At 44.2% G+C, this 21,862-nt stretch carries 22 protein-coding genes; 5 read left to right on the top strand and 17 right to left on the bottom strand.

Features of this window, described 5'->3' with window-relative positions; all coding sequences use genetic code 11:
- Positions 1-109: 109 nt before the first annotated feature.
- From AACU28_RS06025 to AACU28_RS06000, 6 genes are all read right to left on the bottom strand, one after another.
- Complete coding sequence (locus AACU28_RS06025; protein WP_121602571.1) at positions 110-1,195, bottom strand: ABC transporter ATP-binding protein; 1,086 nt, start codon at positions 1,193-1,195, stop codon at positions 110-112.
- Positions 1,196-1,492: 297 nt separating this feature from the next.
- Positions 1,493-2,773, bottom strand: a complete 1,281-nt coding sequence (locus tag AACU28_RS06020) for a TRAP transporter large permease (protein WP_121602570.1) — start codon at positions 2,771-2,773, stop codon at positions 1,493-1,495.
- Positions 2,770-3,333, bottom strand: coding sequence for a TRAP transporter small permease (locus AACU28_RS06015; protein WP_102511823.1), 564 nt, complete (start codon positions 3,331-3,333; stop codon positions 2,770-2,772). The genes AACU28_RS06020 and AACU28_RS06015 overlap by 4 nt, the downstream gene beginning before the upstream one ends.
- 173 nt (positions 3,334-3,506) lie before the next feature.
- Entirely contained in the window at positions 3,507-4,502 is a 996-nt protein-coding gene (locus AACU28_RS06010) for a TRAP transporter substrate-binding protein (protein ID WP_121602569.1), read from the bottom strand.
- A gap of 319 nt (positions 4,503-4,821) precedes the next feature.
- Positions 4,822-5,778, bottom strand: a complete 957-nt coding sequence (locus tag AACU28_RS06005; protein ID WP_121602568.1) for a LacI family DNA-binding transcriptional regulator — start codon at positions 5,776-5,778, stop codon at positions 4,822-4,824.
- Between the two features lie 139 nt (positions 5,779-5,917).
- A complete protein-coding gene (locus tag AACU28_RS06000) occupies positions 5,918-6,667 on the bottom strand; it encodes an HpcH/HpaI aldolase family protein (RefSeq protein ID WP_121602567.1) in 750 nt (249 codons plus the stop codon).
- Positions 6,668-6,991: 324 nt separating this feature from the next.
- Between AACU28_RS06000 and hisD the strand changes: the two genes are divergently transcribed.
- The 4 genes from hisD to AACU28_RS05980 all read left to right on the top strand — a co-directional run bounded on the left by hisD (position 6,992) and on the right by AACU28_RS05980 (position 10,840).
- Entirely contained in the window at positions 6,992-8,284 is a 1,293-nt protein-coding gene (gene hisD / locus AACU28_RS05995; RefSeq protein ID WP_099166650.1) for a histidinol dehydrogenase, read from the top strand.
- Position 8,285: 1 nt separating this feature from the next.
- Positions 8,286-9,020 (top strand): SDR family NAD(P)-dependent oxidoreductase, encoded by a 735-nt coding sequence (locus tag AACU28_RS05990; protein ID WP_121602566.1) that lies wholly within the window; start codon positions 8,286-8,288, stop codon positions 9,018-9,020.
- 90 nt (positions 9,021-9,110) lie between these two features.
- Complete coding sequence (locus AACU28_RS05985) at positions 9,111-10,106, top strand: cupin domain-containing protein (protein WP_121602565.1); 996 nt, start codon at positions 9,111-9,113, stop codon at positions 10,104-10,106.
- A gap of 8 nt (positions 10,107-10,114) precedes the next feature.
- Positions 10,115-10,840, top strand: a complete 726-nt coding sequence (locus AACU28_RS05980; protein ID WP_121602564.1) for an alpha/beta fold hydrolase — start codon at positions 10,115-10,117, stop codon at positions 10,838-10,840.
- Between the two features lie 73 nt (positions 10,841-10,913).
- On the opposite strand, the gene AACU28_RS05975 is transcribed toward AACU28_RS05980, so the two are convergent.
- A complete protein-coding gene (locus AACU28_RS05975; RefSeq protein WP_121602563.1) occupies positions 10,914-11,801 on the bottom strand; it encodes a LysR family transcriptional regulator in 888 nt (295 codons plus the stop codon).
- 105 nt (positions 11,802-11,906) lie between these two features.
- Here AACU28_RS05975 and AACU28_RS05970 point away from each other — a divergent pair, with 105 nt between their 5' ends.
- A complete protein-coding gene (locus AACU28_RS05970) occupies positions 11,907-12,869 on the top strand; it encodes a nitrilase family protein (RefSeq protein ID WP_121602562.1) in 963 nt (320 codons plus the stop codon).
- Between the two features lie 164 nt (positions 12,870-13,033).
- On the opposite strand, the gene AACU28_RS05965 is transcribed toward AACU28_RS05970, so the two are convergent.
- The 10 genes from AACU28_RS05965 to AACU28_RS05920 all read right to left on the bottom strand — a co-directional run bounded on the left by AACU28_RS05965 (position 13,034) and on the right by AACU28_RS05920 (position 21,712).
- The gene (locus tag AACU28_RS05965) at positions 13,034-13,477 is read right to left on the bottom strand and encodes a F0F1 ATP synthase subunit epsilon (RefSeq protein ID WP_004730391.1); all 444 of its coding nucleotides are present in this window, start codon (positions 13,475-13,477) and stop codon (positions 13,034-13,036) included.
- 14 nt (positions 13,478-13,491) lie between these two features.
- Entirely contained in the window at positions 13,492-14,877 is a 1,386-nt protein-coding gene (atpD, locus tag AACU28_RS05960; protein ID WP_004730394.1) for a F0F1 ATP synthase subunit beta, read from the bottom strand.
- A gap of 44 nt (positions 14,878-14,921) precedes the next feature.
- On the bottom strand, positions 14,922-15,791 hold the full coding sequence (atpG, locus tag AACU28_RS05955) for a F0F1 ATP synthase subunit gamma (protein WP_012600781.1): 870 nt from the start codon (positions 15,789-15,791) through the stop codon (positions 14,922-14,924).
- A gap of 47 nt (positions 15,792-15,838) precedes the next feature.
- Entirely contained in the window at positions 15,839-17,380 is a 1,542-nt protein-coding gene (atpA, locus tag AACU28_RS05950) for a F0F1 ATP synthase subunit alpha (protein ID WP_009844932.1), read from the bottom strand.
- A 9-nt stretch (positions 17,381-17,389) separates the two neighbouring features.
- The gene (locus AACU28_RS05945; protein ID WP_009844933.1) at positions 17,390-17,941 is read right to left on the bottom strand and encodes a F0F1 ATP synthase subunit delta; all 552 of its coding nucleotides are present in this window, start codon (positions 17,939-17,941) and stop codon (positions 17,390-17,392) included.
- Between the two features lie 11 nt (positions 17,942-17,952).
- Positions 17,953-18,423 carry a F0F1 ATP synthase subunit B gene (locus AACU28_RS05940; protein ID WP_004730401.1) on the bottom strand — a complete coding sequence of 157 codons (471 nt, stop codon included), beginning with the start codon at positions 18,421-18,423 and terminating at the stop codon, positions 17,953-17,955.
- Positions 18,424-18,477: 54 nt separating this feature from the next.
- Entirely contained in the window at positions 18,478-18,714 is a 237-nt protein-coding gene (atpE, locus tag AACU28_RS05935) for a F0F1 ATP synthase subunit C (protein WP_004730405.1), read from the bottom strand.
- A 46-nt stretch (positions 18,715-18,760) separates the two neighbouring features.
- Positions 18,761-19,531, bottom strand: a complete 771-nt coding sequence (gene atpB / locus AACU28_RS05930; RefSeq protein WP_017082381.1) for a F0F1 ATP synthase subunit A — start codon at positions 19,529-19,531, stop codon at positions 18,761-18,763.
- 1 nt (position 19,532) lies between these two features.
- On the bottom strand, positions 19,533-19,934 hold the full coding sequence (locus AACU28_RS05925; protein ID WP_004730409.1) for a hypothetical protein: 402 nt from the start codon (positions 19,932-19,934) through the stop codon (positions 19,533-19,535).
- A gap of 896 nt (positions 19,935-20,830) precedes the next feature.
- A complete protein-coding gene (locus AACU28_RS05920; RefSeq protein WP_004730410.1) occupies positions 20,831-21,712 on the bottom strand; it encodes a LysR family transcriptional regulator in 882 nt (293 codons plus the stop codon).
- Between the last annotated feature and the right edge of the window lie 150 nt (positions 21,713-21,862).

Here is a 21,862-nt window from a genome sequence, read left to right as displayed (position 1 = left end):
AACCATCGTGAGGATGGTGTCGAAGCGGACTGGCTTTGCATGTTCACGCTTGTATTTGCATGTTCATGACTTTATTGCATGTCCACGACGGCATTGCTGATCTAAGCGGCTAAGCTGCCTGGATACAACTGGTTGCTTGTTCGCGATAAATGCGTTGTTCAGATTCAGTATCGAATAGGTAGGTATGATCAAGGTTGAACTTAAAGCCCACGCGATCGCCCATTCCAACCGAACAATGCTTGTCTGTGCGACAAATAACGTAGTGCTCATCAACCTGAACGGTAATCAGCGTGCATTCTCCAGTCATCTCAACGGAATAAACGTCACCATAAAGATTACTTTCATCAACGGGACACAAGGCCACATCTTCCGGGCGTACACCTAATGTCACGGCTACATTGTCTGAGTTATTAAACCCTTCAACTGAACAGCTAACGCCCGAGAATATACCCGCAGAAAGGCTGCCTTTAATGAAGTTCATACCCGGAGATCCAATAAAGCTCGCTACGAACAAACTTGCTGGGTTGTTGTAGATCTCTTTAGGTGTATCCAGTTGCTGAATTTTGCCTTGGTAAAGTACCGCAACACGGTCAGCAAGCGTCATCGCTTCAATTTGGTCATGAGTTACGTAAACCGTGGTGCGCTGAAATTCGTGGTGTAAGTTTTTCAACAATGCACGCATTGAAACACGTAATTTTGCATCTAGGTTGGATAGGGGTTCGTCCATCAAGAACATACGAGGCTCACGAACAATGGCACGAGCTAGCGCAACACGTTGACGTTGACCACCAGAAAGGGTTGCAGGTTTACGGTCAAGTAGGTGTTCTAGCTCAACACGCTTGGCTGCGCGCATAACACGATCATGCAGCTCGTCTTTTGGTACGCGTTGCATCTCAAGAGGGAAGGCTATGTTTCCGTATACGGTCTTTTGTGGGTAAAGGCCGTAGCTTTGAAACACCATCGCAATATCACGATCTCTAGGATGAGTGTCGTTGACGTATTCACCATCAATGTAAACTTCACCTTCGCTTGGCGTATCAAGACCAGCGATCATTCGCATCGTTGTTGTTTTACCGCAACCTGAAGGGCCTAGTAAAACCAGAAACTCTTTGTCTTTGATTTCCAATGACAAGTCATTAATGGCGGTGAAGTTGTCCCAGTATTTCTTAATGTTCTTGAGTGAAACTGATGCCATGATTTACTCCATCCATGTTTGAATTGTGTTTTGCATACGAATCCATTTTGGCAAAAAAGAGCCAAACAGCAACATATAATTAACAATTAATACATCTTCATATCAATACTGTGTGAGGGGTCATGTTAAGACTATTTGGTCGTCTTGATTAGATAATAACCAGTTGACATTGCTCAAAGCTTGAACGAATAAGGGCTTGGTGGATGTTTTGGATAGGTATGCATTGGTTGGGTGTAAATGAAAAGTGAGCCGATTGGCCCACTTTATGTTTATACAGATTGTTAACTTTACTCTGTGTTAACCCAAGATATTCGGCAAGGTGAGAGACAGTGCCGGAATAAAGGTGATGAGCATCAAAGCCACGAGTAGGGCACCAATCCAACCTATTATTGCTCGGGATAAGGATTCAATGGGGACATTACCGACTTGACTCGCCATAAAGAGGTTAGCTCCGAGTGGAGGGGTCACAAAGCCGATGGCTAAATTCACTATCATGACGATACCAAAGTGAATTGGGTCCATTCCTAATGCTGTCACGATAGGCAATAGGATTGGAGTCAAGATGACAATCGCAGCGAGTGTTTCCATGAAAGTGCCGACAATCAATAGCAATGCAGTGATACACAGCAAGATCAGTAACTTATTGTCTGTAATCGACAGGATGAACTGCGCTATTTCAGTCGGTAGGCGTTCAAGCGTTAATATTCGACCAAAAGTGACCGAAGCGCCCACAATCACAAGTACAGCACCGACTAACAAGGAAGATTCTAAAATGATCTTCACGACCTTTTTATAATCGAGTTCTTTGTAGACGAACATGCCGAAGAACAAGCCATACAAAACACCAATCGCTGCGGACTCCGTAGGGGTGAAGATGCCTGAATAGATACCACCAAGAATGATGACGGGCAGTAGCATCGCCCATATCGCTTCTTTTAATGCCGTGAGGCGTTCCGGCCATGTCGCTTTTCTATCATTGCCTTTGTAGCCACGAATTTTGGACACGATCAAACAGTAACCGATCAGCACTAAACCAACCACAAGCCCGGGCACGATACCTGCCATGAACATTTTGGTGACGGACACTTCGGCGGTGATTGCGTATACGATCATCACGACAGACGGCGGGATAATCACCCCAATGCCACCCGAGGAGGCAATCAGTGCGCCAGCAAAACTGCGGTCATAGCCTTTTTTGACCATAGATGGAATCATGGTTAAACCAATGGCGGCAACGGTTGCAGACCCCGTACCAGAAATCGAAGCGAAGAACATACATGCTACGATCGCGACAAGACCCAAACCACCGGTGAAGTGACCAAAGAAGACTTCAGCTACATGAAGAAGGCGTTTAGATATGCCTCCTTGGCTCATTAAGTTACCAGCAAGCGTGAATAACACGACAGCAAGAAGAGGGAATGAATCTAACCCTGTGACCAAGCCTTGAACTAAGAACTCAACGTTTAAAAATGGGAGGCTCAATATAGCGAGCATGCTGGCACCAGCGAGTGCGATACCAACGGGTACGCCAATTAGAAGCAGTAAGCCGAAACTGCCAAATAATAAAGCAGAGGTCATAAGCTTAGCTCCAACAAACGGTTAGAAGTGCGATGTTTTGCTTTCAAGTGACGGTAACGATGTTGAGTGAGTCGAACGGGTTTTGGTGAGTAAGCGATGACTGAAATACGCTTGTTGATGCTGACCACCAAGCGAATTGAGCTCAAGACGGCACATACAAGAACCGAAGCGTACAAGCATGCAATAGGGATTTCCATTGCTGGCGCTATCTGGCCCAACTTTAAGCTTCGGCCAATAACCTTGAAACCAAACCAAGCGATCGTGCAACTGAAAGCTAGGTAAATAAGGTCAGAAAGGATCAAGCTGTAGTGGGTTAAGTTACCCGGTAGTTTGTCGATGAACAGACGAATGCGAATATGTCGGTCATCGCGAATGCAGTAGCTGATGCTCAAATACATTGCCCAAACAAAAAGATAACGAGCGAGTTCTTCTGCCCATGCAATTGAGGCATCGAATAGGCGCAATGTAATCTGTAAGCATAATAAAGCAGTCATTAACGAAATAGAGAACACGATAAGTGTCGGTTCGAAATATCGGTCGAACAGTCGAAACCATTTCATACGTTACTCCTGAGAGATGTTAAAAAGGGCATTTGATGCCAATGAATACACGACTTTCAGGCCAAAGGTCATTCGTTTATAGAATGCCCTTTAAGGCCTGAGCTAACGATTCGCAGATCGTTAAACGTTAATTGTCGGTGACAGGTAATAGATGATGCGAGACGCGCGTGATTTTATAGATGTTCTATCTCGGTAATCACGCTGTCGAATAGCTCTTCACCTGTTTTGCTGCGTAGTTCTTGGTACACAGCGGCATTCATTTTTTCTTTCATCTGAGCACGAACGTCAGTAGGTACCACATTCACTGTCATGCCTTTGGCTTCCAGTTCTTTAATGATTTCTTGATTTTGCTTAGCGGCCAGTTCACGTTGCTTAGCAATTGTTTCTTGGCTGACTTCGTTGATTAGCGCTTGCTGGTCACTTGGTAGAGAGTCCCAGAACTCTTTATTCATGAACAACACGTAGTTGGTGTAGATATGGTTAGTGAGCGATAGGTACTCTTGTGCTTCGTAAAAACGTTCCGCGTAGATAGAGTAAACCGCACTCTCTTGCGAATTGATTAAGCCTTGTTGCAGTGAAGTAAAGATCTCACCCCAAGAGAGTGGAGTAGGCGCTGTGCCCACGGATTTCCATGCACTGATTTGGGTAGGGTTTGACGCTGAACGAATCTTTAAGCTGTTAAGATCTTCAATACTTTCTATAGGTTGCTTGTTGTTTGTGATGCTACGAAAACCGACTTCCATGAAACCTAAACCGTGGAACCCTTTTGACTCCATTGAAGTAAGCAGTGGTTTGCCGATCTTGTCACTGTCTAATGCTTTGTGTGCTTGTGCTTCATCTTCAAACAGATAGAACACATCAAGCACATTAAACTCAGGCACGTAAGGTGAAAGCAGTACTGATGCCCCAAAAGTCATCTGTAAGTTGCCTTGTTGTACGAGTTCTGTCGTTTCACGAACGTCACCGAGTTGTCGAGCTGGGTAAATTTCCACTTCAAGTTCGCCATTCGAGCGAGCTTCAAGCTCTTTTTCAAAGTGCAACATAGCCTTATGCACTGGTGATGTTTCTTGACTATCGTGAGCAAGTCTAATTACGTTGCTTGCAAACGTATTCATACTAGATAGGGTTAAGCCGAGGGCAGTAATCGAGGTAAAGATTGCGCGTTTCATTGTTCTTCCTTGTTCATCACATGACTTTTTATGTGCATTCATTAGAGTCATGTTGGTCAGTGGGTTTTTATTCCGCACTTCATATCCTTATTTTGCATACGAATCCAAAATATAAACACACAACTAACAAGTCAATAACAAATCCGTAAAAGTGATAAAGAAGTTAATTCTAATCGACGAAATTTTAGGCGAGGTCACAGAAAGAAGCCCTAATGTTAGATTAGGGCTTTTACTTTAATTTATTTGGCTTTATTGATGAAGAGAACATCAAATTTAAGAAGGTAAGTTTAGGCAATGCCCGCTAAACCCTTTACGAACGTTATGATGTACTACCGCGTTCGATAATGATGCCAGGTTCCAATAGGTATGTACCTTCCGCGTCCGTATTTTCATTGATACGTTGCATTAAGTCTTCAACGGCACTCTGAACAATTTTGTCGATTGGTTGCGCGATGGTGGTGAGATCATAGCTAGGCCATGATGCCATTGGTATATCGTCGACACCCATAACAGCAAAGTCCCCAGGAATACTAAAGCCTAATTGTCTTAGGCCATCCATGACGCCCATCGCGAGGATATCATTGGCACAGAAGACTGCGTCAGGTTTTGACGTGTGTTCTATCAACTCTTTGGCCGCTTCTAATCCTGCTTCAAAACTGTACTTGGAATTGATGAAGATAGGTGAAGCTGCCTCACGTGATTTCACGGTTTCAGCAAAACCTAACCAACGTTTGTCACTGGTCATCGATCCGGCATCGCCACTCACGTAAGCTAATTGTTTATAGTCTTTATCAAGTAAGTAGTCTGCAGCTTGCATGCCTGCTTTTTGGTTATCTAAGCCAGCGCTGTTCGCATTGATGCCTTCGGTATATCGGTTAATTAGGCTCAAGTGAACGCCGAACTTCTCACATTGTGCAAACGCACGTGAAGTCAGTCGGCTGGTGGCGATGATCAAACCATCAACTTGGTATTCAATCGCCCGTGAGATGGCGAGATCTAAGTCGTCTTTGTCGATAGGGCAAAGTACAACTTGACCGCCGCGCTTTTGAATTTCCATTGCAAGTGCACGCGATTGCAAGTCGTACATTGGGTTCGACTCGCTATCAAGTGCGATTGCGACCAGTCCTGAGCGATTGGAAATGAGCCCACGAGCGATGGCATTTGGTGTGTAACCAAGTTTGGTTGCAGCATCCATAACCATTTTGCGTTTCTTTTCGCTAATACTGGCGGTTGGGCTAAATGCCCTAGAAACGGTAGATTGAGAAACGCCGAGCATTTTGGCGACGTCAATAGAGGTAACTTTCGCTTTTATGGGGAATCTCCTTATATCGCGATAAATCCAAGCGCAGCACGATACTAAATGAGCTCGGTTTGATAATTACAATACGTGTAACATTTGAAATCACAACGAAAATTTATGAATTCATGACGCTTTGCTCATTTCGAAAGCCATCAATGATCATTTTGTGTTCAGAGCCCACACAAAAGAAACTGACTCCGAGCTCTTTCCAATTGCGAGCCGTTTGAGCATTCGCAACAAACATACCTACAGGTTTGTTAACTTGTTGACCTGCTTTGATTATTTTTATGCTCGCTTCTCGAACACATTCGTCATTTACGCTCTCAGCGCCATAAGATACGGCTAAGTCTACTTGGCCGATGAACAGGGCATCGATACCGTCAACAGCTGCAATGGTATCGGCATTGATTACGCCTTCTGGGTCTTCAATTTGGGCGATCACCATTGTGTTGATCTTACTGTCTTTTAGGTGGTTAGCCATTGGTTTGGTTGCGTATTTTGCAGCGCGACTCGAACCAGCATAGCCGCGTCCTCCTTCCCCGTAATGAGACATCTTTACTAACTTTTCAGCTTGTTCAGCACTGCACACGTGAGGGATTTGAATGCCCGTCGCACCACAATCTAAAGCGTTCAATAAGGTTGATGGCTGGCTATCTTGAACTCGAACTATGCAGGGCAGTTGATTGGCTCGAGCGGCAAGAATACAGCTATCCAATGATGAACGATCAAACGGTGCGTGCTCAGCATCCAAAACAACGAAAGGCAGCTCAGCTAATGCAAGCACCTCAATGATGTGCGGATGGGGTGTTTTGACGAACGTTCCGAGTCGGTCTGTGTTTTTCAGTATGTCTTTGAAGTTATCCATTTGTTTTACTCTTCATTGCAAAGGTATGCAAAACTTAACATGTGTTGTTGTAAAAAAAGAGTAAAAACAATGTGATCAATATGGCATTAATTGATTGTTTTTCAAACGTGCCATGTCGTGATTTAGTCTATTTTTATGGTTTTAATTTATTAAAACAGTTACTTAGTAATTATTAGCTCATGTTAAATAGTAATTTGCCAAGTGTTAAAAAAATGTTTATGTTTATTTTGCATTCGTATCCAAAAGTATACAAAAACAAAAAATAACCTCTGAAATTAATAGCAATTAACAAAAACTCGGCACACGCCACAAGGAGAATTACGCATGGCTCGCATTCTAAAACACGGCATCACTGAAGAAGCATCAGCATCAAACAACGCGCAAGTACGTCAAACGGTTGAGAACATTCTTTCTGACATCGAAAAGAAAGGTGACAGTGCAGTTCGTGAACTTTCAGAGAAATTTGATAACTGGTCTCCTGAGCAGTTTCGTTTAACCGATGAGCAAATTCAGGCATGTGTGGACGCATTGGATGAATCAACTAAGCACGATATTGAATTCGCACAAACACAAGTACGTAATTTTGCACAGATCCAACGTGACTCAATGCACGATGTTGAAGTTGAAACGATGCCAGGTGTCGTACTAGGACACAAAAATGTTCCGGTAAACAGTGTTGGTTGTTACATCCCAGGTGGTAAATACCCATTGGTAGCCTCTGCGCACATGAGTGTTCTTACTGCAAAAGTCGCTGGTGTGAAACGCGTTATTGCTTGCGCACCTCCTTTTAATGGTCAACCAAATGTAGCGATTGTTGCCGCTATGGCGATGGCGGGTGCAGACGAAATTTACTGCTTCGGTGGCGTTCAAGCGGTTGGGGCGATGGCTCTTGGTACCGAGACGATTGCCCCTGTCGATATGATTGTTGGTCCAGGTAATGCTTTTGTTGCAGAAGCAAAACGCCAACTGTTCGGTCGTGTTGGTATCGATTTGTTTGCTGGTCCAACAGAAACATTGGTTATTGCTGATGAAGAAGGTTGTGACCCTGAATTAGCCGCAGCGGATCTATTGGGTCAGGCTGAGCACGGTTATAACTCTCCAGCTGTTCTTTTGACGAACAGTGAAACATTTGCAGAAGAGACGGTAAAAGAAGTTGAGCGTCAGCTGACTATTCTTCCTACTGCTGAAATTGCAGGTAAGGCTTGGGAAAATTACGGACAAGTTATCCTGTGTGACAGCTATGAAGAGATGGTTGAAGTGGCCGATGATCTTGCCTCTGAGCACGTACAAGTTATGACAAAAGATCCTAAGTACTTCTTAGACAACATGACGAACTACGGTGCGTTGTTCTTAGGTCGTGAGACTAATGTTTCTTACGGTGATAAATGTATCGGTACTAACCACACATTACCAACGAATAAAGCAGCACGTTACACGGGCGGTCTTTGGGTCGGTAAATTCATTAAAACGTGTACTTACCAGCGTGTAACGGAATCAGCGTCATTGAAAGTCGGTGAATACTGCTCTCGCTTATGTGCATTAGAAGGTTTCGCTGGCCATAAAGAGCAAGCCGATATCCGTGTTCGTCGTTACAAAGAAAAATTGGTAGAGGCATAACATGACGAAACTCGCCTTAGTTACAGGCGGCAGTGGCGGCATTGGTGCCGCCATATGTCACAAGCTAGCGCAATCTGGCTACCATGTTGTGTTTACCTATAACAGCAATGAAAGCGCAGCTCAAACGATCTTAGATACCTTGGAAGGCTCAGGCCACGCTATGTATCAGCTGAACGTTGAAGACAGTTCTGCAATTGGTGCGTTAGCGGCACAAGTTAAAGAGTCGTCAACTTCTTTAGACTTGTTAGTGAACTGTGCTGGCATGACCAAGTTTGTCGCGCACAGTGATTTAGAGTCACTCAATGATGAGCTGATAGATAAAATCTTCCGTGTAAACGTGCGAGCTCCATTCGCAATGGTACGTTCATTCGAACCTTTACTACGGAGCGCTAAAGGTTGCGTGGTGAACATCACTTCAATTGCGGCACAAACGGCAATGGGCAGTAACGTGGCTTACTGCGCGAGTAAGTCTGCAGTTGAGAATATGACGCGATCTTTAGCGCGTGCTTTATCTCCCGATATTCGAGTGCTTGCAGTGGCTCCAGGCCTAGTGGACACCGAATTTGTCAAAGGTCTCGATGATGAGTGGCGTAACGCGCAAGAGCAATCAACACCGCTAAAACGATTGGCGAGTGATCTCGAGGTTGCGAATGCCGTTTATGCAGCAGCAGAACTACTGACATTTTCAACCGGTAACACCATTGCAGTCGATGGTGGCAGGCCGTTAGGTAATTAATGTAAAGCTGCGGTTCGTGGCTTACGCACCTAACATCAGCGCTTTGGGGGGAATTAACTAGAGCGTAGGTTAGGTAAAAAGGAATTTAGAATGACCCTACAACATAAAATTAATAACAATTTAGTCCGCTACATGGAACTGATTCCTGGTACTAGTGCATTCATCGATGCGCGTACTCCAGGCAGCGATCTAAAAGATAACTTCTGCATTATTGGGGCAGGAGTCGCGGAAAGCAGCCGTCAGCATGTTCATATTCGTGAAACGGCTGGTTTTAACATCGGTGCAGCTGGTCAGCCTCCGGGTATCAAGAACTCTCTGCATTCACACCATACTGCAGAACTGTTCGTTGTCTTCAAAGGTCAATTCAGATTTTATTGGGGCAATGAAGGTGAAAATGAAGCTGTGTTGTCACATGGTGATGTTATCTCTATTCCTACTAACCTTTTCAGAGGTTTTGAGGTGGTAGGGCGCGATTACGGCTTTATGTATTCTGTGTTAGGTGGTGATAATTCCGGTGGTGGCGTGGTTTGGCACCCGAGTGTGATTACCGATAGCCAAGGTTACGGTTTATACCTGAAAGCAGACGGCACACTGGTTGATACCATTGACGGTGATGCGGTTCCAAATGACTCTGATCTGATGCCACTGCTAACGGCAGATGAACTTGATCAATTTGATACCTACACAGCTGAACAGATGATGCCATTTGTTGCGCTGAAAAAGGATTATCGAGAGGTATCGGGTGATTTTGACAAGCCTGGCGTTAAGCAGTTTGCGTTAACAGGACACCCATCATCTGGTTATGACTTCCAAGTGAAAAGCGTAGATGACGTTAGTATCATGGCTTATGAACTGACTGAAGGTGCGAGCATCCCAGTACATAAACGCAGTGAGAAGCAGGTGCTGATTAACTTTGAAGGTGACACCTTGCTAAACATCGTTCAAGACGGCGAGCAAGCACAAGTCGTCCTGACCACAGGTGATGTATTCAGCGTTCCTGACGGCGCGTCATACAGCCTTGAAAACCTACGAGGGACTAGCTTTACTTACGTCGTTCTTGGTTCTGACCAGCCACAAGCTTTGTAGGATAACGAATGATGAAACCAGAAGTACCACTGTTATGGCTACCTGGTTTGTTGTGTGATGAAACGTTGTTCCAAGACGTCAATAAAGAGCTGCCCGACTGGGTGGCTCCTTTTACTTGTGACTTAGGAACGCAAACATCCATGCAAGCTTTGGCAAGTAAGGTCTTAGAAAATGCCCCTGAAAGTTTCGTTCTCGGTGGTTTATCCATGGGGGGAATTCTAGCGTTTGAAGTGTTTAGACAAGCACCTGAACGGGTGAAAGGCTTGATCTTAATGGATACTAATGCCACCGATGAAAAAACGGAGGTTTCTGAAAAAAGAAATGCTTTGGTAGATAAAGCAAAAGCTGGGGAGTTTGAATCGATAACACCTGATATTTTGATGCCAGTGCTCATTCACCCTAATCAGCTAGTGAACCAAGCGCTTACTCAAAGAATCACTCAAATGGCGACTAACATCGGCGTTGAACGATTTGAAGCACATGCTCAAGCACTAGCGACTCGTCCTGATGCTAGACCACTACTGGCCGATATTCAGGTTCCTACGTTGATCATTACTGGTAAAGACGACCTGTTATGCCCAATCGATAATCATCTGTTAATGGCAAAACACATTAAACAGGTATCGCTTCATGTCATTCCTGATTGTGGTCATCTATCGACAATGGAACAGCCTAAGGTTGTTGCGCGTCATATTCGTAACTGGTTTGAAGCAAGTCTGCCTGAATCTTTATAGTTAACGGCAGAAGCAGGTTTTCATGGGTAGAGTGTCTTGTCACTCTACTTAAACATGAAAACCCTTTTTTGACTCATGATTCGTTTCCCATCTGTTGGGCCACAAACTCTACAAACCTATCCCTGAGTGGGTTTTCACTCTCTCCATTCCAGATTAACCCGACGGGCCAAGTTGCGTGTTCACCTTCTAACGTAATGAATTCGACATCGGTGTTACTAATGAACTGGGCACTGCTGGGAACAATGGTGAAGCCGATATTGGCAGAAACCAAGGCAAGCAGGGTGAGGATATCATCGGCTTCTTGCGTCTTTGATAAGTCGATTTTATTTGCAAGGCAATATTGTTGAATCTGTCTGTCTAATCCGGGGCCGCGATGTTGGGCAAGCTTTAGATAAGGCCATTTCGATAACTCAGAGACGACGAGATTTTTGCTTGGCGCTTGCTTGAGAAGATCTTTGTGTATCGCGACCACAAGCGAATCATTGAACAGTGTTAGGCTTTCTAAATCCGATGATTCTGGTATCCGATTGAAGCTGATATCGAGTTCATGATTTAACAGTTCATCTGTTTGTTGCTTGGAAGGTGTGTCATTTAACGTGATATGAACGTCTGAGTATCGTTGTTTATAAGCGGCAATAAGCTTGGGTGCTTCATGATAAGTAGACACGCCAAAGCCAATGTTCAAATGTCCCTGAGTCCCTTTTACCACAGAGCCTGACAGTTGTTCAAACGCTTGCATTGAATGGACCAAACGTTGGGCTTCTGCCAGTAACGTTTTTCCTGCGTGCGTGAGCTCTGCGCCATTCCTGCCACGAGAAAACAGAGATGCCCCAATGTTGGATTCAAGTCTTTGAATCTTTTTAGTGAGTGCCGATTGAGTGATGTAGAGCTTCTCTGACGCCAAACGGTAATTGCCCGATTTAGCCAGCTGACAAAATGCCTTCAGTAGATCAAATTCCATTCCAAATGCTCATTGAATTGAGAATATTTTTCATTATATGGAATTGAATCGATTTTTTATACTAGGTTCATACCAATCAGATAAAGCGAAGCTTGAGGACGAATTATGAAGAAAGACATCAAAGTAGCGTCGGTTCAATTTAACCACCACGCAGGTGATAAGGCGTATAACTTATCGGTTATAGAGCAATATGTTCAAAAGGCTGCGGACAGTGGCGTGGAGATCGTCAGTTTCCCAGAGATGTGCATTACCGGTTATTGGCATGTGTCTGCTTTGTCTCGCGATGAAATTGAAGTGCTAGCGGAACCTGTACCGAGCGGTGAATCGACTCAAAAACTCATTTCACTGGCAACACAATTTGGCATGAGCGTTGGTGCAGGCTTGATCGAGCAGGGTACTGATGGCGAGCTATACAACACCTACGTGTTCGCCATGCCTAATGGCGAGGTGCAGAAACATCGAAAACTGCACACCTTTGTTAGTTCTCACATGAGCAGTGGAGACCAATACACGGTGTTCGATACGCCGCATGGCTGCAAAGTTGGTATCTTGATTTGTTGGGATAACAACTTGGTCGAAAATGTCAGGATCACTGCTTTGAAAGGGGCAGATATATTGATTGCGCCACACCAAACGGGCGGTTGTCATTCACGAAGCCCGAATGCGATGAAGCGTATTGACCCAGAGTTATGGTTTAACCGAGATGAAAACCCAGAAGCGATTCGTGCTGAAATGCAGGGCAAGAATGGCCGCGAGTGGTTAATGCGTTGGTTGCCTGCAAGAGCGCACGACAACGGTATGTTTGTGGTGTTTAGTAATGGTGTCGGCGTTGATATGGATGAAGTAAGAACAGGCAATGCGATGATCCTCAGCCCTTATGGTGAAATCATTGCTGAGACCGATAGTGTTGATAACGACATGGTGATTGCAGAGCTAAAAGCAGAAGAGTTAGACATGTGTACTGGTAGACGCTGGATTCGTGGCCGTAAGCCAGAGTTATATCATTCACTCACACAACCTCTTGGTCATGAACTTGATCCGCACCAAGCGCGTTTTGCTGAGAAATAATGGTGTAAGCGCTGGTGAAAATGATGTTTTAGGGACGGTTGAAAGGGAGGGGAAATTGGAGGGGAGAGAAGGGTTCCTGATGTAGTCTACCCACTTAAACTGTTTTTAAGTGGGTAGACTATTTACACATCAAGCACTAAGCATCAAACATCTAAGTTTTATTCTCAGTGTCGAGTGCGAGAAGACGTCAGTTCTGATGCGCGAAGCTGAGCAACGGCTTTTGCTAGTTCAAGCTGAGCTTGTGCAAAGTTGATGTCTACATTGCCCTTATTGATATTTTCTAGAGCTGCATATTTCGCTTCTTCTGCGCGAGCGCGGTCAATATCTTGGCCGTGCAAGGCAGTATCGGCTAACACCGTTACCACATCCGGCTGAACTTCTAGCATCCCGCCAGAAACATAAAGCACTTGCCCCTCTGATTTAGGGTCTGTGACAAACACTGTCACGCCTGGCTTTATTTTACTGAGAAGCGGGGAGTGACCGGGGCGGATCCCCAACTCACCATCAGCGCCAGAAACGGCTAGGGCATACGCTGGACCTGAAAACAGCGTACCTTCCGCACTTACAATATTAAGTTGAAATGTATTATCTGTAATTCCGATAGCCATGGTGCACCTGCCTCTTAGAGTGATTTTGCTTTGTTAAGCACTTCGTCGATAGAACCACAGTACAAGAATGCTTGCTCTGGGATATCGTCATATTCGCCGCCTAACAGGCCTTTAAAGCCTCTTAGTGTTTCGCTTAACGGTACAAATACACCTTTCTGACCGGTAAACACTTCGGCTACGTGGTAAGGCTGAGTTAAGAAACGTTCAATCTTACGAGCGCGAGATACGGTCTGTTTGTCTTCAGTAGACAGCTCATCCATACCAAGAATCGCGATGATGTCTTTTAGCTCTTTGTAGCGTTGCAGCGTTGTTTGGACTTTTTGTGCAATGTCATAGTGCTCTTGACCAACCACAAGTGGGTCTAATTGGCGAGAGGTTGAATCCAATGGGTCGATTGCAGGGTATAGGCCCAATGCCGCGATATTACGGGACAGTACAACGGTCGCATCTAAGTGAGCAAAGGTTGTTGCTGGTGATGGGTCAGTCAAGTCATCCGCAGGTACGTATACCGCTTGGATAGACGTGATAGAGCCTTGTCTAGTCGAGGTGATACGCTCTTGAAGCACACCCATCTCTTCAGCGAGTGTTGGTTGGTAACCTACTGCTGAAGGCATACGACCTAACAGTGCTGATACTTCTGTTCCCGCAAGTGTATAACGGTAGATGTTATCAATGAACAGCAGTACGTCACGACCTTCATCTCGGAAGCGCTCAGCCATAGTCAGGCCTGTAAGTGCAACACGTAGACGGTTTCCCGGTGGCTCGTTCATTTGGCCGTAAACCATGGCTACTTTGTCTAGTACACCCGCTTCTTTCATCTCGTAGTAGAAGTCGTTACCTTCACGAGTACGCTCACCAACACCGGTAAATACAGAGAGACCTGAGTGGGCTTTTGCGATGTTGTTGATAAGCTCCATCATGTTGACAGTCTTACCTACGCCAGCACCACCGAACAGACCAATTTTACCGCCCTTAGCGAACGGACAGATAAGGTCAATAACCTTAACGCCGGTCTCAAGAAGTTCAGTGCTGTTTGCTTGTTCTTCATAAGAGGGTGCTTCACGGTGAATTTCGTAGCTTTCTTTTTGACCGATTTCACCGCATTCATCGATAGGCTGGCCAAGAACGTTCATGATACGGCCTAAGGTTTCTTCGCCCACAGGAACGGTGATCGGAGAACCTGTGTTTTCAACAGTTAGGCCGCGGCGCAAGCCATCTGACGTACCCATTGCAATACAACGAACGATACTGCCACCCAGTTGTTGCTGAACTTCTAATACGAGCGAGCTTGCTTCCTCGCTAGTCACTTTCAATGCATCATAAACGCGTGGGCTGTTGCCGCCGCTGAACTCGACGTCTACCACCGCGCCGATAACTTTAACTATTTTTCCAACACTCATCTCTAAATCCTCAAATTCTATTCTTAACCCACTCTTTTCTGCCCTTAGACAGCTTGAGCACCTGAGACTATTTCACTCAGTTCTTGGGTAATGGCAGCCTGTCGCGCTTTGTTGTATACCAACTGCAAATCATCGATGAGTTGGCCTGCGTTATCGGTCGCCGCTTTCATGGCCACCATTCGGGCTGCTTGCTCACAGGCAATGCTCTCTACGATGCCTTGATACACTTGTGATTCAATGTATCGATGTAACAGCTCAGAGAGGATGTCTCTTGGTGCTTGTTCGTAGATGTAGTCCCAACGACGTGCTTTTTTCGCGCCTCCATCGGCCTCAGAATCTGAAGGGTGGGGCAGCAACTGCAAGGTCGTTGGTTCTTGAACCATGGTGTTGATGAACTGGTTATACACGAGATACAAACTGTCGATTTTTTCGTCGTCGTAATGCCCTAGCATCGCGTTAACCGTACCTAAAATGTCTTCTAATTTAGGTGCGTCACCAAGGCCTGACGTTTGCGCGATAACATTGCCGCTGCGTTGGAAAAATGAGATAGCTTTTGAACCAATTAAGGTCGTTTCTACTTCAACGCCTTTGGTACGCCACATCTCCATTTCTTCTAACACTTTCTTGAACAAGTTCGAGTTCAAGCCACCACATAAGCCTCGATCGGACGAAATAATGATGTAAGCAACGCGTTTTGGTTCACGCTGTTGAAGGTAGGGGTGCTGGTATTCCAGCGACCCTGATGCGACATGAGAGATAACTTTACGCATGTTCTCGGCATATGGACGTGTTAGCGTCATATTGTCTTGAACTTTACGCATCTTACTTGCCGCAACCATCTCCATTGCACTGGTGATTTTCTGAGTGTTACTAACACTGCCTATCTTGGTGCGAATTTCTTTAGTATTTGCCATTATCTGCTCCTAATTTGTTTTGATTTCCAGCCAACAAACCGGAGCGTTTACCAAGCTTTCAACGCTACAAAGTCACCGAGAAGCTTTGCAAGAGCGCCATCAATTTCATCGTTGTAGTCACCATTAGCGTTGATGGTGTCGAACAACTCTGGGTTTTGACCTTTCGCGTAAGCAATCAATTCTTCTTCAAAACGCGCAATCTTGTTCAACTCTACGTCAGCCAAATAGCCTTTTTCTGCTGCGTAGATAACCGTTGCTTGCTCAGCGACAGACATCGGCGAGTATTGCTTTTGCTTCATCAGTTCGGTTACACGCTCACCATGATCAAGCTGTTTGCGCGTCATATCGTCTAAGTCAGAAGAGAACTGAGCAAATGCGGCTAATTCGCGGTATTGAGCTAATGATGTACGGATACCACCAGACAGTTTCTTGATGATCTTGCACTGCGCTGCGCCACCCACACGAGATACCGAGATACCAGGGTCAACGGCAGGGCGTAGGCCTGAGTTAAACAGTTGGGTTTGTAGGAAAACCTGACCATCAGTAATTGAGATTACGTTGGTTGGTACAAACGCAGATACATCACCCGCTTGAGTTTCAATGATAGGAAGCGCGGTTAATGAACCTGTTTGGCCTTTCACTTCACCGTTTGTGAACTTCTCTACATATTCCGCATTCACTCGTGCTGCACGTTCTAGTAGGCGTGAGTGGAGGTAGAATACGTCGCCAGGGAAGGCTTCACGACCCGGTGGACGCTTAAGTAGCAATGAGATTTGACGGTAAGCGACGGCTTGCTTTGATAGGTCATCATAGATGATCAGTGCATCTTCACCGCGGTCACGGAAGTATTCACCCATGGTGCAACCCGCATAGGGTGCTAGGTATTGAAGCGCTGCTGATTCTGATGCTGATGCAACAACAACGATGGTATTTTTAAGCGCATCGTGGTCTTCGAGTTTACGAACAACGTTTGCGATAGTGGAGGCTTTCTGGCCAATAGCCACGTACACACATTTGATGCCAGAATCTTTTTGATTGATGATTGCATCGATGGCTAGCGCCGTTTTACCTGTCTGACGGTCACCGATGATAAGTTCGCGTTGACCTCGACCGATAGGCACCATGGTGTCAACGGCTTTATAACCGGTTTGAATTGGCTGATCGACGGACTTACGCTCGATTACGCCGGGAGCAATCACTTCAACTGGGTCGAGTCGGTCACAACTCACTGGGCCTTTGCCATCGATTGGTTCGCCTAATGTGTTTACTACACGGCCAAGAAGTCCGTTACCGACTGGTACTTCCAAGATACGGCCAGTACCTTTCACTTTCATACCTTCAGAGAGGTCAGTGTAGGGGCCCATAACTACGGCACCGACTGAGTGCGTGTCAAGGTTAAGAGCAAGAGCGTATTTGCCACCTGGAAGCTCGATCATCTCACCCTGCATGACATCCGCAAGGCCATTAATAGTAATGATGCCATCACGAACCGAGACTATGGTGCCTTCGTTGCGAGCTTCGGTGCTCACATTAAATTTCGAGATGCGATCTTTGATTAGATCGCTGATTTCATTTGAATTTAATTGCATAATTGTTACCTATCTCGCGTGAAGTTGATGGGCTAATCGGTTAATTGATGTGTTCAAAGAACCATCGATGACGGTTTCACCCGCCTTGATTACGATCCCGCCAACCAGCGAGTCATCAATAACCTGTTCCATTTCAACCTGACGTTCTAATTTCTTCTCAAGTGCAGCAGTGAGTGATGTAACTTGATCTTGTGTAAGCAATTCTGAACTGGTGACAGTGACAGGGATTACACGTTCATGTTCGTCCTTTAGGTCGCTGAACAAGTTAAACAAGTCTCTGATCACTGCAAGACGGCCATTCTCAGCCAAGACTTTAATGAGATTAATGACGTGGTCATCAACGAGTCCTTGGCAAACGTGAATGATGAGATTGACCAGTTCTTCAGATTGCTGTGTGTGAACACCTTCTGCTGATGAAATCTGTTTAGCGATCGTTTCTTCTTCCGCTACCGTCACAAGAATGGACAGCATTGAGTGCCACTCTTGTAACTTGTTTTCACCTAAAGCAAAGTCGAACGATGCTTTAGCGTAGGGATGAGCAATATTGGTGTAATCTGACATATTGCCTCCGTTTAGAGTTCGCTTATCATTTGATCAACTAACGCTCGGTTCGTTTCAGAATCTAGGTTTTTGCTAATCAATTTCTGTGCACTTTGAATAACAGCATCTGCCATATCCGCCTGAAGTTCACGGCGTAACTTTTGACGTTCGCCTTCTAGCTCAGCTCTACCTTGTTCTAAGATGCGTGCCTTTTCTTGCTCACCTTCTTGGTGAGCTAAGGTGATGATTTCGTTGCGGCGTTTTTTGCCTTGCTCAATCAGTTCGGTCACATTTTTTTTCGCATCTGCGACGAGTTGTGCGCCATTTGATTTTGCTAGTTCTAGCTCTTTCGCTGCATTCTCTGAGTGGCGTAAACCATCAGCGATTTCTTTTTGGCGCTCGTCTAACATCGCGGTGAGAGGGGGCCATACATATTTCATGCATAGCCAAACAAAAATCACGAATGAGATTGCTTGACCAAACATGCTGGCATTTAAGTTCATACCTTCCTCACTAAATCTTGATTATTTACAAATCGATCTTTTCAAAGCTTCTAATTAAGCCACGGCAAAGATGATGTATAGACCGATACCAACACCGATCATCGGTACAGCATCCACAAGGCCCATCATGATGAAGAATTGAGTACGAAGCATTGGCGTAAGGTCTGGTTGACGAGCAACACCTTCAAGGTATTTACCTGCTAAGTTACCAATACCAGATGCTGCACCTGCTGCACCTAAACCGATCAGTAATGCACCTGCTACATATAAAACTGCGCTTACGATATCCATTTGTATCTCCGATAAATAATGTGTTAGTTAATTTTTTAGTTATTAATTAGTGGTGTTCTTCTGTTGCCATTGCTAAGTAAACAACGGTCAGTACCATAAATATAAATGCTTGTAAGAATACGATTAATATGTGGAATAAGGCCCATGGAACACTTAGTGCCCATTGCATCCACCAAGGCATTAGTGCGATAAGGATGAATATCATCTCGCCTGCATACATATTTCCGAATAATCGTAAGCCTAGTGATATTGGCTTTGAAATTAATGTTATTAATTCAAGAACAAAGTTAACAGGATATAAAAGAGGGTTATCAAATGGCTGAGTAGTTAGCTCTTTGATAAAGCCTTTCAAACCTTTATTTTTAAACGTATAAGTTAACAATAAAATAAACACACCGAGTGCCATCGACATTGGGATATTTACATCCGCTGTCGGTAGATCTCTAAAGTGTTCTAAACCCATTACACGAGTTAACCCTGGTATTAAATCTATAGGCAATAGGTCGACTGCATTCATTAACAACACCCAAACAAAAGTGGTTAATGCCAGTGGCCCTATTAATTTATCCTCCGCTTGAAAAATCTCTTTGACTAGGTTGTTAACGAAATCAAAGATAAGCTCGATAAAACATTGAAAACGACCTGGAACACCGCTAGTGCCCTTGGTCACTACATATCGAAAAGCTCCAATAAACAGTAAACCCGTGATCCAAGATACCAACATTGAGTCAATGTTGAACGCCCAGAAACCATCACCTGTAGTTAAGAAGGTTAAGTGATGCTCTATGTATTCGTGAGCGGTAGTGACTTGATCCATACTACACGTACTCCGATCTTGTAGAGGCAGTAATAAATGGTGTCAAGAAGTACCCAATCATTGTGAAAATATACGCGTATAATATTACTGGGTTATCCAATTTAAAAAACTGGAATGCCAAGATAAACATTAAGAACGTATAGGTTATTTTCACGACACGACTCATTTGCATTAAGTCACGTAAACTATAATTAGGATTCTTGTGCACCTTAAGGCTTGCATATATAAAACCAAACAGCGGTGGTAACATCGCGATTACGACACCCAAAGCTGAAGACTCCATATCTACTTTATTACCAAAAAACACTTCATATAAAACTACACCGACGGCTAATACTATTTGGCAGAGAACAACTCTTTTAGCAGCAACAAGGATGTCGCTACTTATCCCATTAAGCCTCATAATAAAACCTTATATTTAACAGTGTAAGTCAATATAAAACACAGTTTGAATATGTTTTGTTACTAGCACTTACTTGTTAATAGCAATTTGACTTGTTAATAAACCTTTACTTGTTAACAAAGAAATAATCTTTCTGGCTTTATATCTCCTGACGAAATTAAACGTTAAAAACTAACTCGCTATCGTTTCGACAAAATATAAACTACGCCTAAAATTATGTGATCAAAACGACAAATATCGGCATCAATAATTCCATTTTTGAAATGAGTGTTTTTCATTTATGAAAGTAATAGTTCTATTATTAAATCCATGAATATTTAAAATGCTTTGTTTATAGTGAGAAAAGGGAGGTTTTACCCAGAAAATTAGAGAGAAAAAATATTAAGATATGACGTTATCAATTAAGCATATTCAATGACTTAGAGTCTTTTCTAAATGTGATTACGGGTTGGTATTCGAAGCGGGGTATAACCAAGATTTTGTTGATATTGAAAGGTTTCGTTTGTGTAGTGAAATAGCAGTATGGTACTCCTTATCATTAAGCTGATTTTTTTTAATATCGTTATCATATTTTCATTATTGATGTATTGGAACGCGAATCAACACGCCCAGCACCGGGTTCAAGATGAAAGTTTGATGAATAATTCAGCGTCCAACCGCTGATGCAACAAGATCTAGGGTCAATGATGAGGGCGAGAAAACATACATACAGATGGAAAGTACGGGTTAATTGACTCAAAAATAGAGGTATCGCTGAGGTTGGGTCGAATTATTATCGGACGAATTCGCAGAGCATCGACCCAGAAATCACAGTTTCAATACAGAAATAATCGGAATCTAAAGATGTTTGTCGTATCAATAGGCCTATAGGAAGCGCCTTCATTCATGTTTTTCTATTACTCTTCATAGCTTAGGTATTGAATACACAAGTCATGAAAGGCTTGTGCTTGTGGCGAGATCGTACGGTCAGCCAATCTGAAAATACCGATCTGACGCTGTAAAGGCGGGTCAATCAATGGGATCCACACCAAACGGGTTTCATTGGTCGGGAAAGCCAACTTAGGTAGCGTGGTCACGCCTATCCCGAGTTCTAACACCGAAAACAACGAAGTGATGTTCTCTACCGAATAAAGAGCCTGTTCGCTGAGCATTCGTGCGGGTGTTGGGTCAAGTAGGGTACAAGTACCGTTGCGAATGAAGGGTTGTTTTAACAAAGTTTGCCATTCTATTCCCTCTCGTTGAGAGGCGATGGGGTTGTCTTTGAGGCAGACCACACCAATAGGGTCAGAGAGCAAAGGCGTGAAATCGATGCTCTCTTCTTCTAAATGGGAGCTATTTCCGAGGGCAACATCCACCTCTCCAGAGAGTAATCTCGCTTCCACACCTGCCGCATTATCGTCAATTAAGCTGACCTCAACATTGGGGTACTTTTCGCAAAAAGCCCCTAAAACACTAGGTATTAGTTTTGCGGCCACTGAAGGCACGCTCGCTATTCGAACTCGCCCTTGTTGGCCAGCTGCAGCAGCACGAAGGTCGTTATCTAATGCTTTGTAAACATTCAAGAATTGAATGATTTTCGGTAAACATATTTCGCCAAAAGGTGTCAGCGTCGATTTGTTGCCCGTTTCAAACAGTGGTTGGCCGAGAATTTTTTCTAGCTCTTTTATCGATGTTGAAAGTGCCGCTTGCGAGCGATTTGCTCGGTGAGATGCCGCTCTAAATCCGCCTTCTTCGACCACTAAAACAAAATGTTTTAACTGTTGTAGCTTAATACTCATTACAGGAATCCTTCTCTAGGCCTTGCTATACCTTACTTTTTTAAAGGTGATAGATTTTATTTATCAAATGCACAAAATTTACCGTTAGATTTATCAGCCGTCAAGGTGCAGTATTTAACCATCTTGAAACATAGTTGTTACAAAGTTGGA

Source organism: Vibrio sp. SBT000027 (genome assembly GCF_963894355.1).
GTDB lineage: Bacteria > Pseudomonadota > Gammaproteobacteria > Enterobacterales > Vibrionaceae > Vibrio > Vibrio splendidus.
This window is presented reverse-complemented; position numbering and strand designations above follow the sequence as displayed.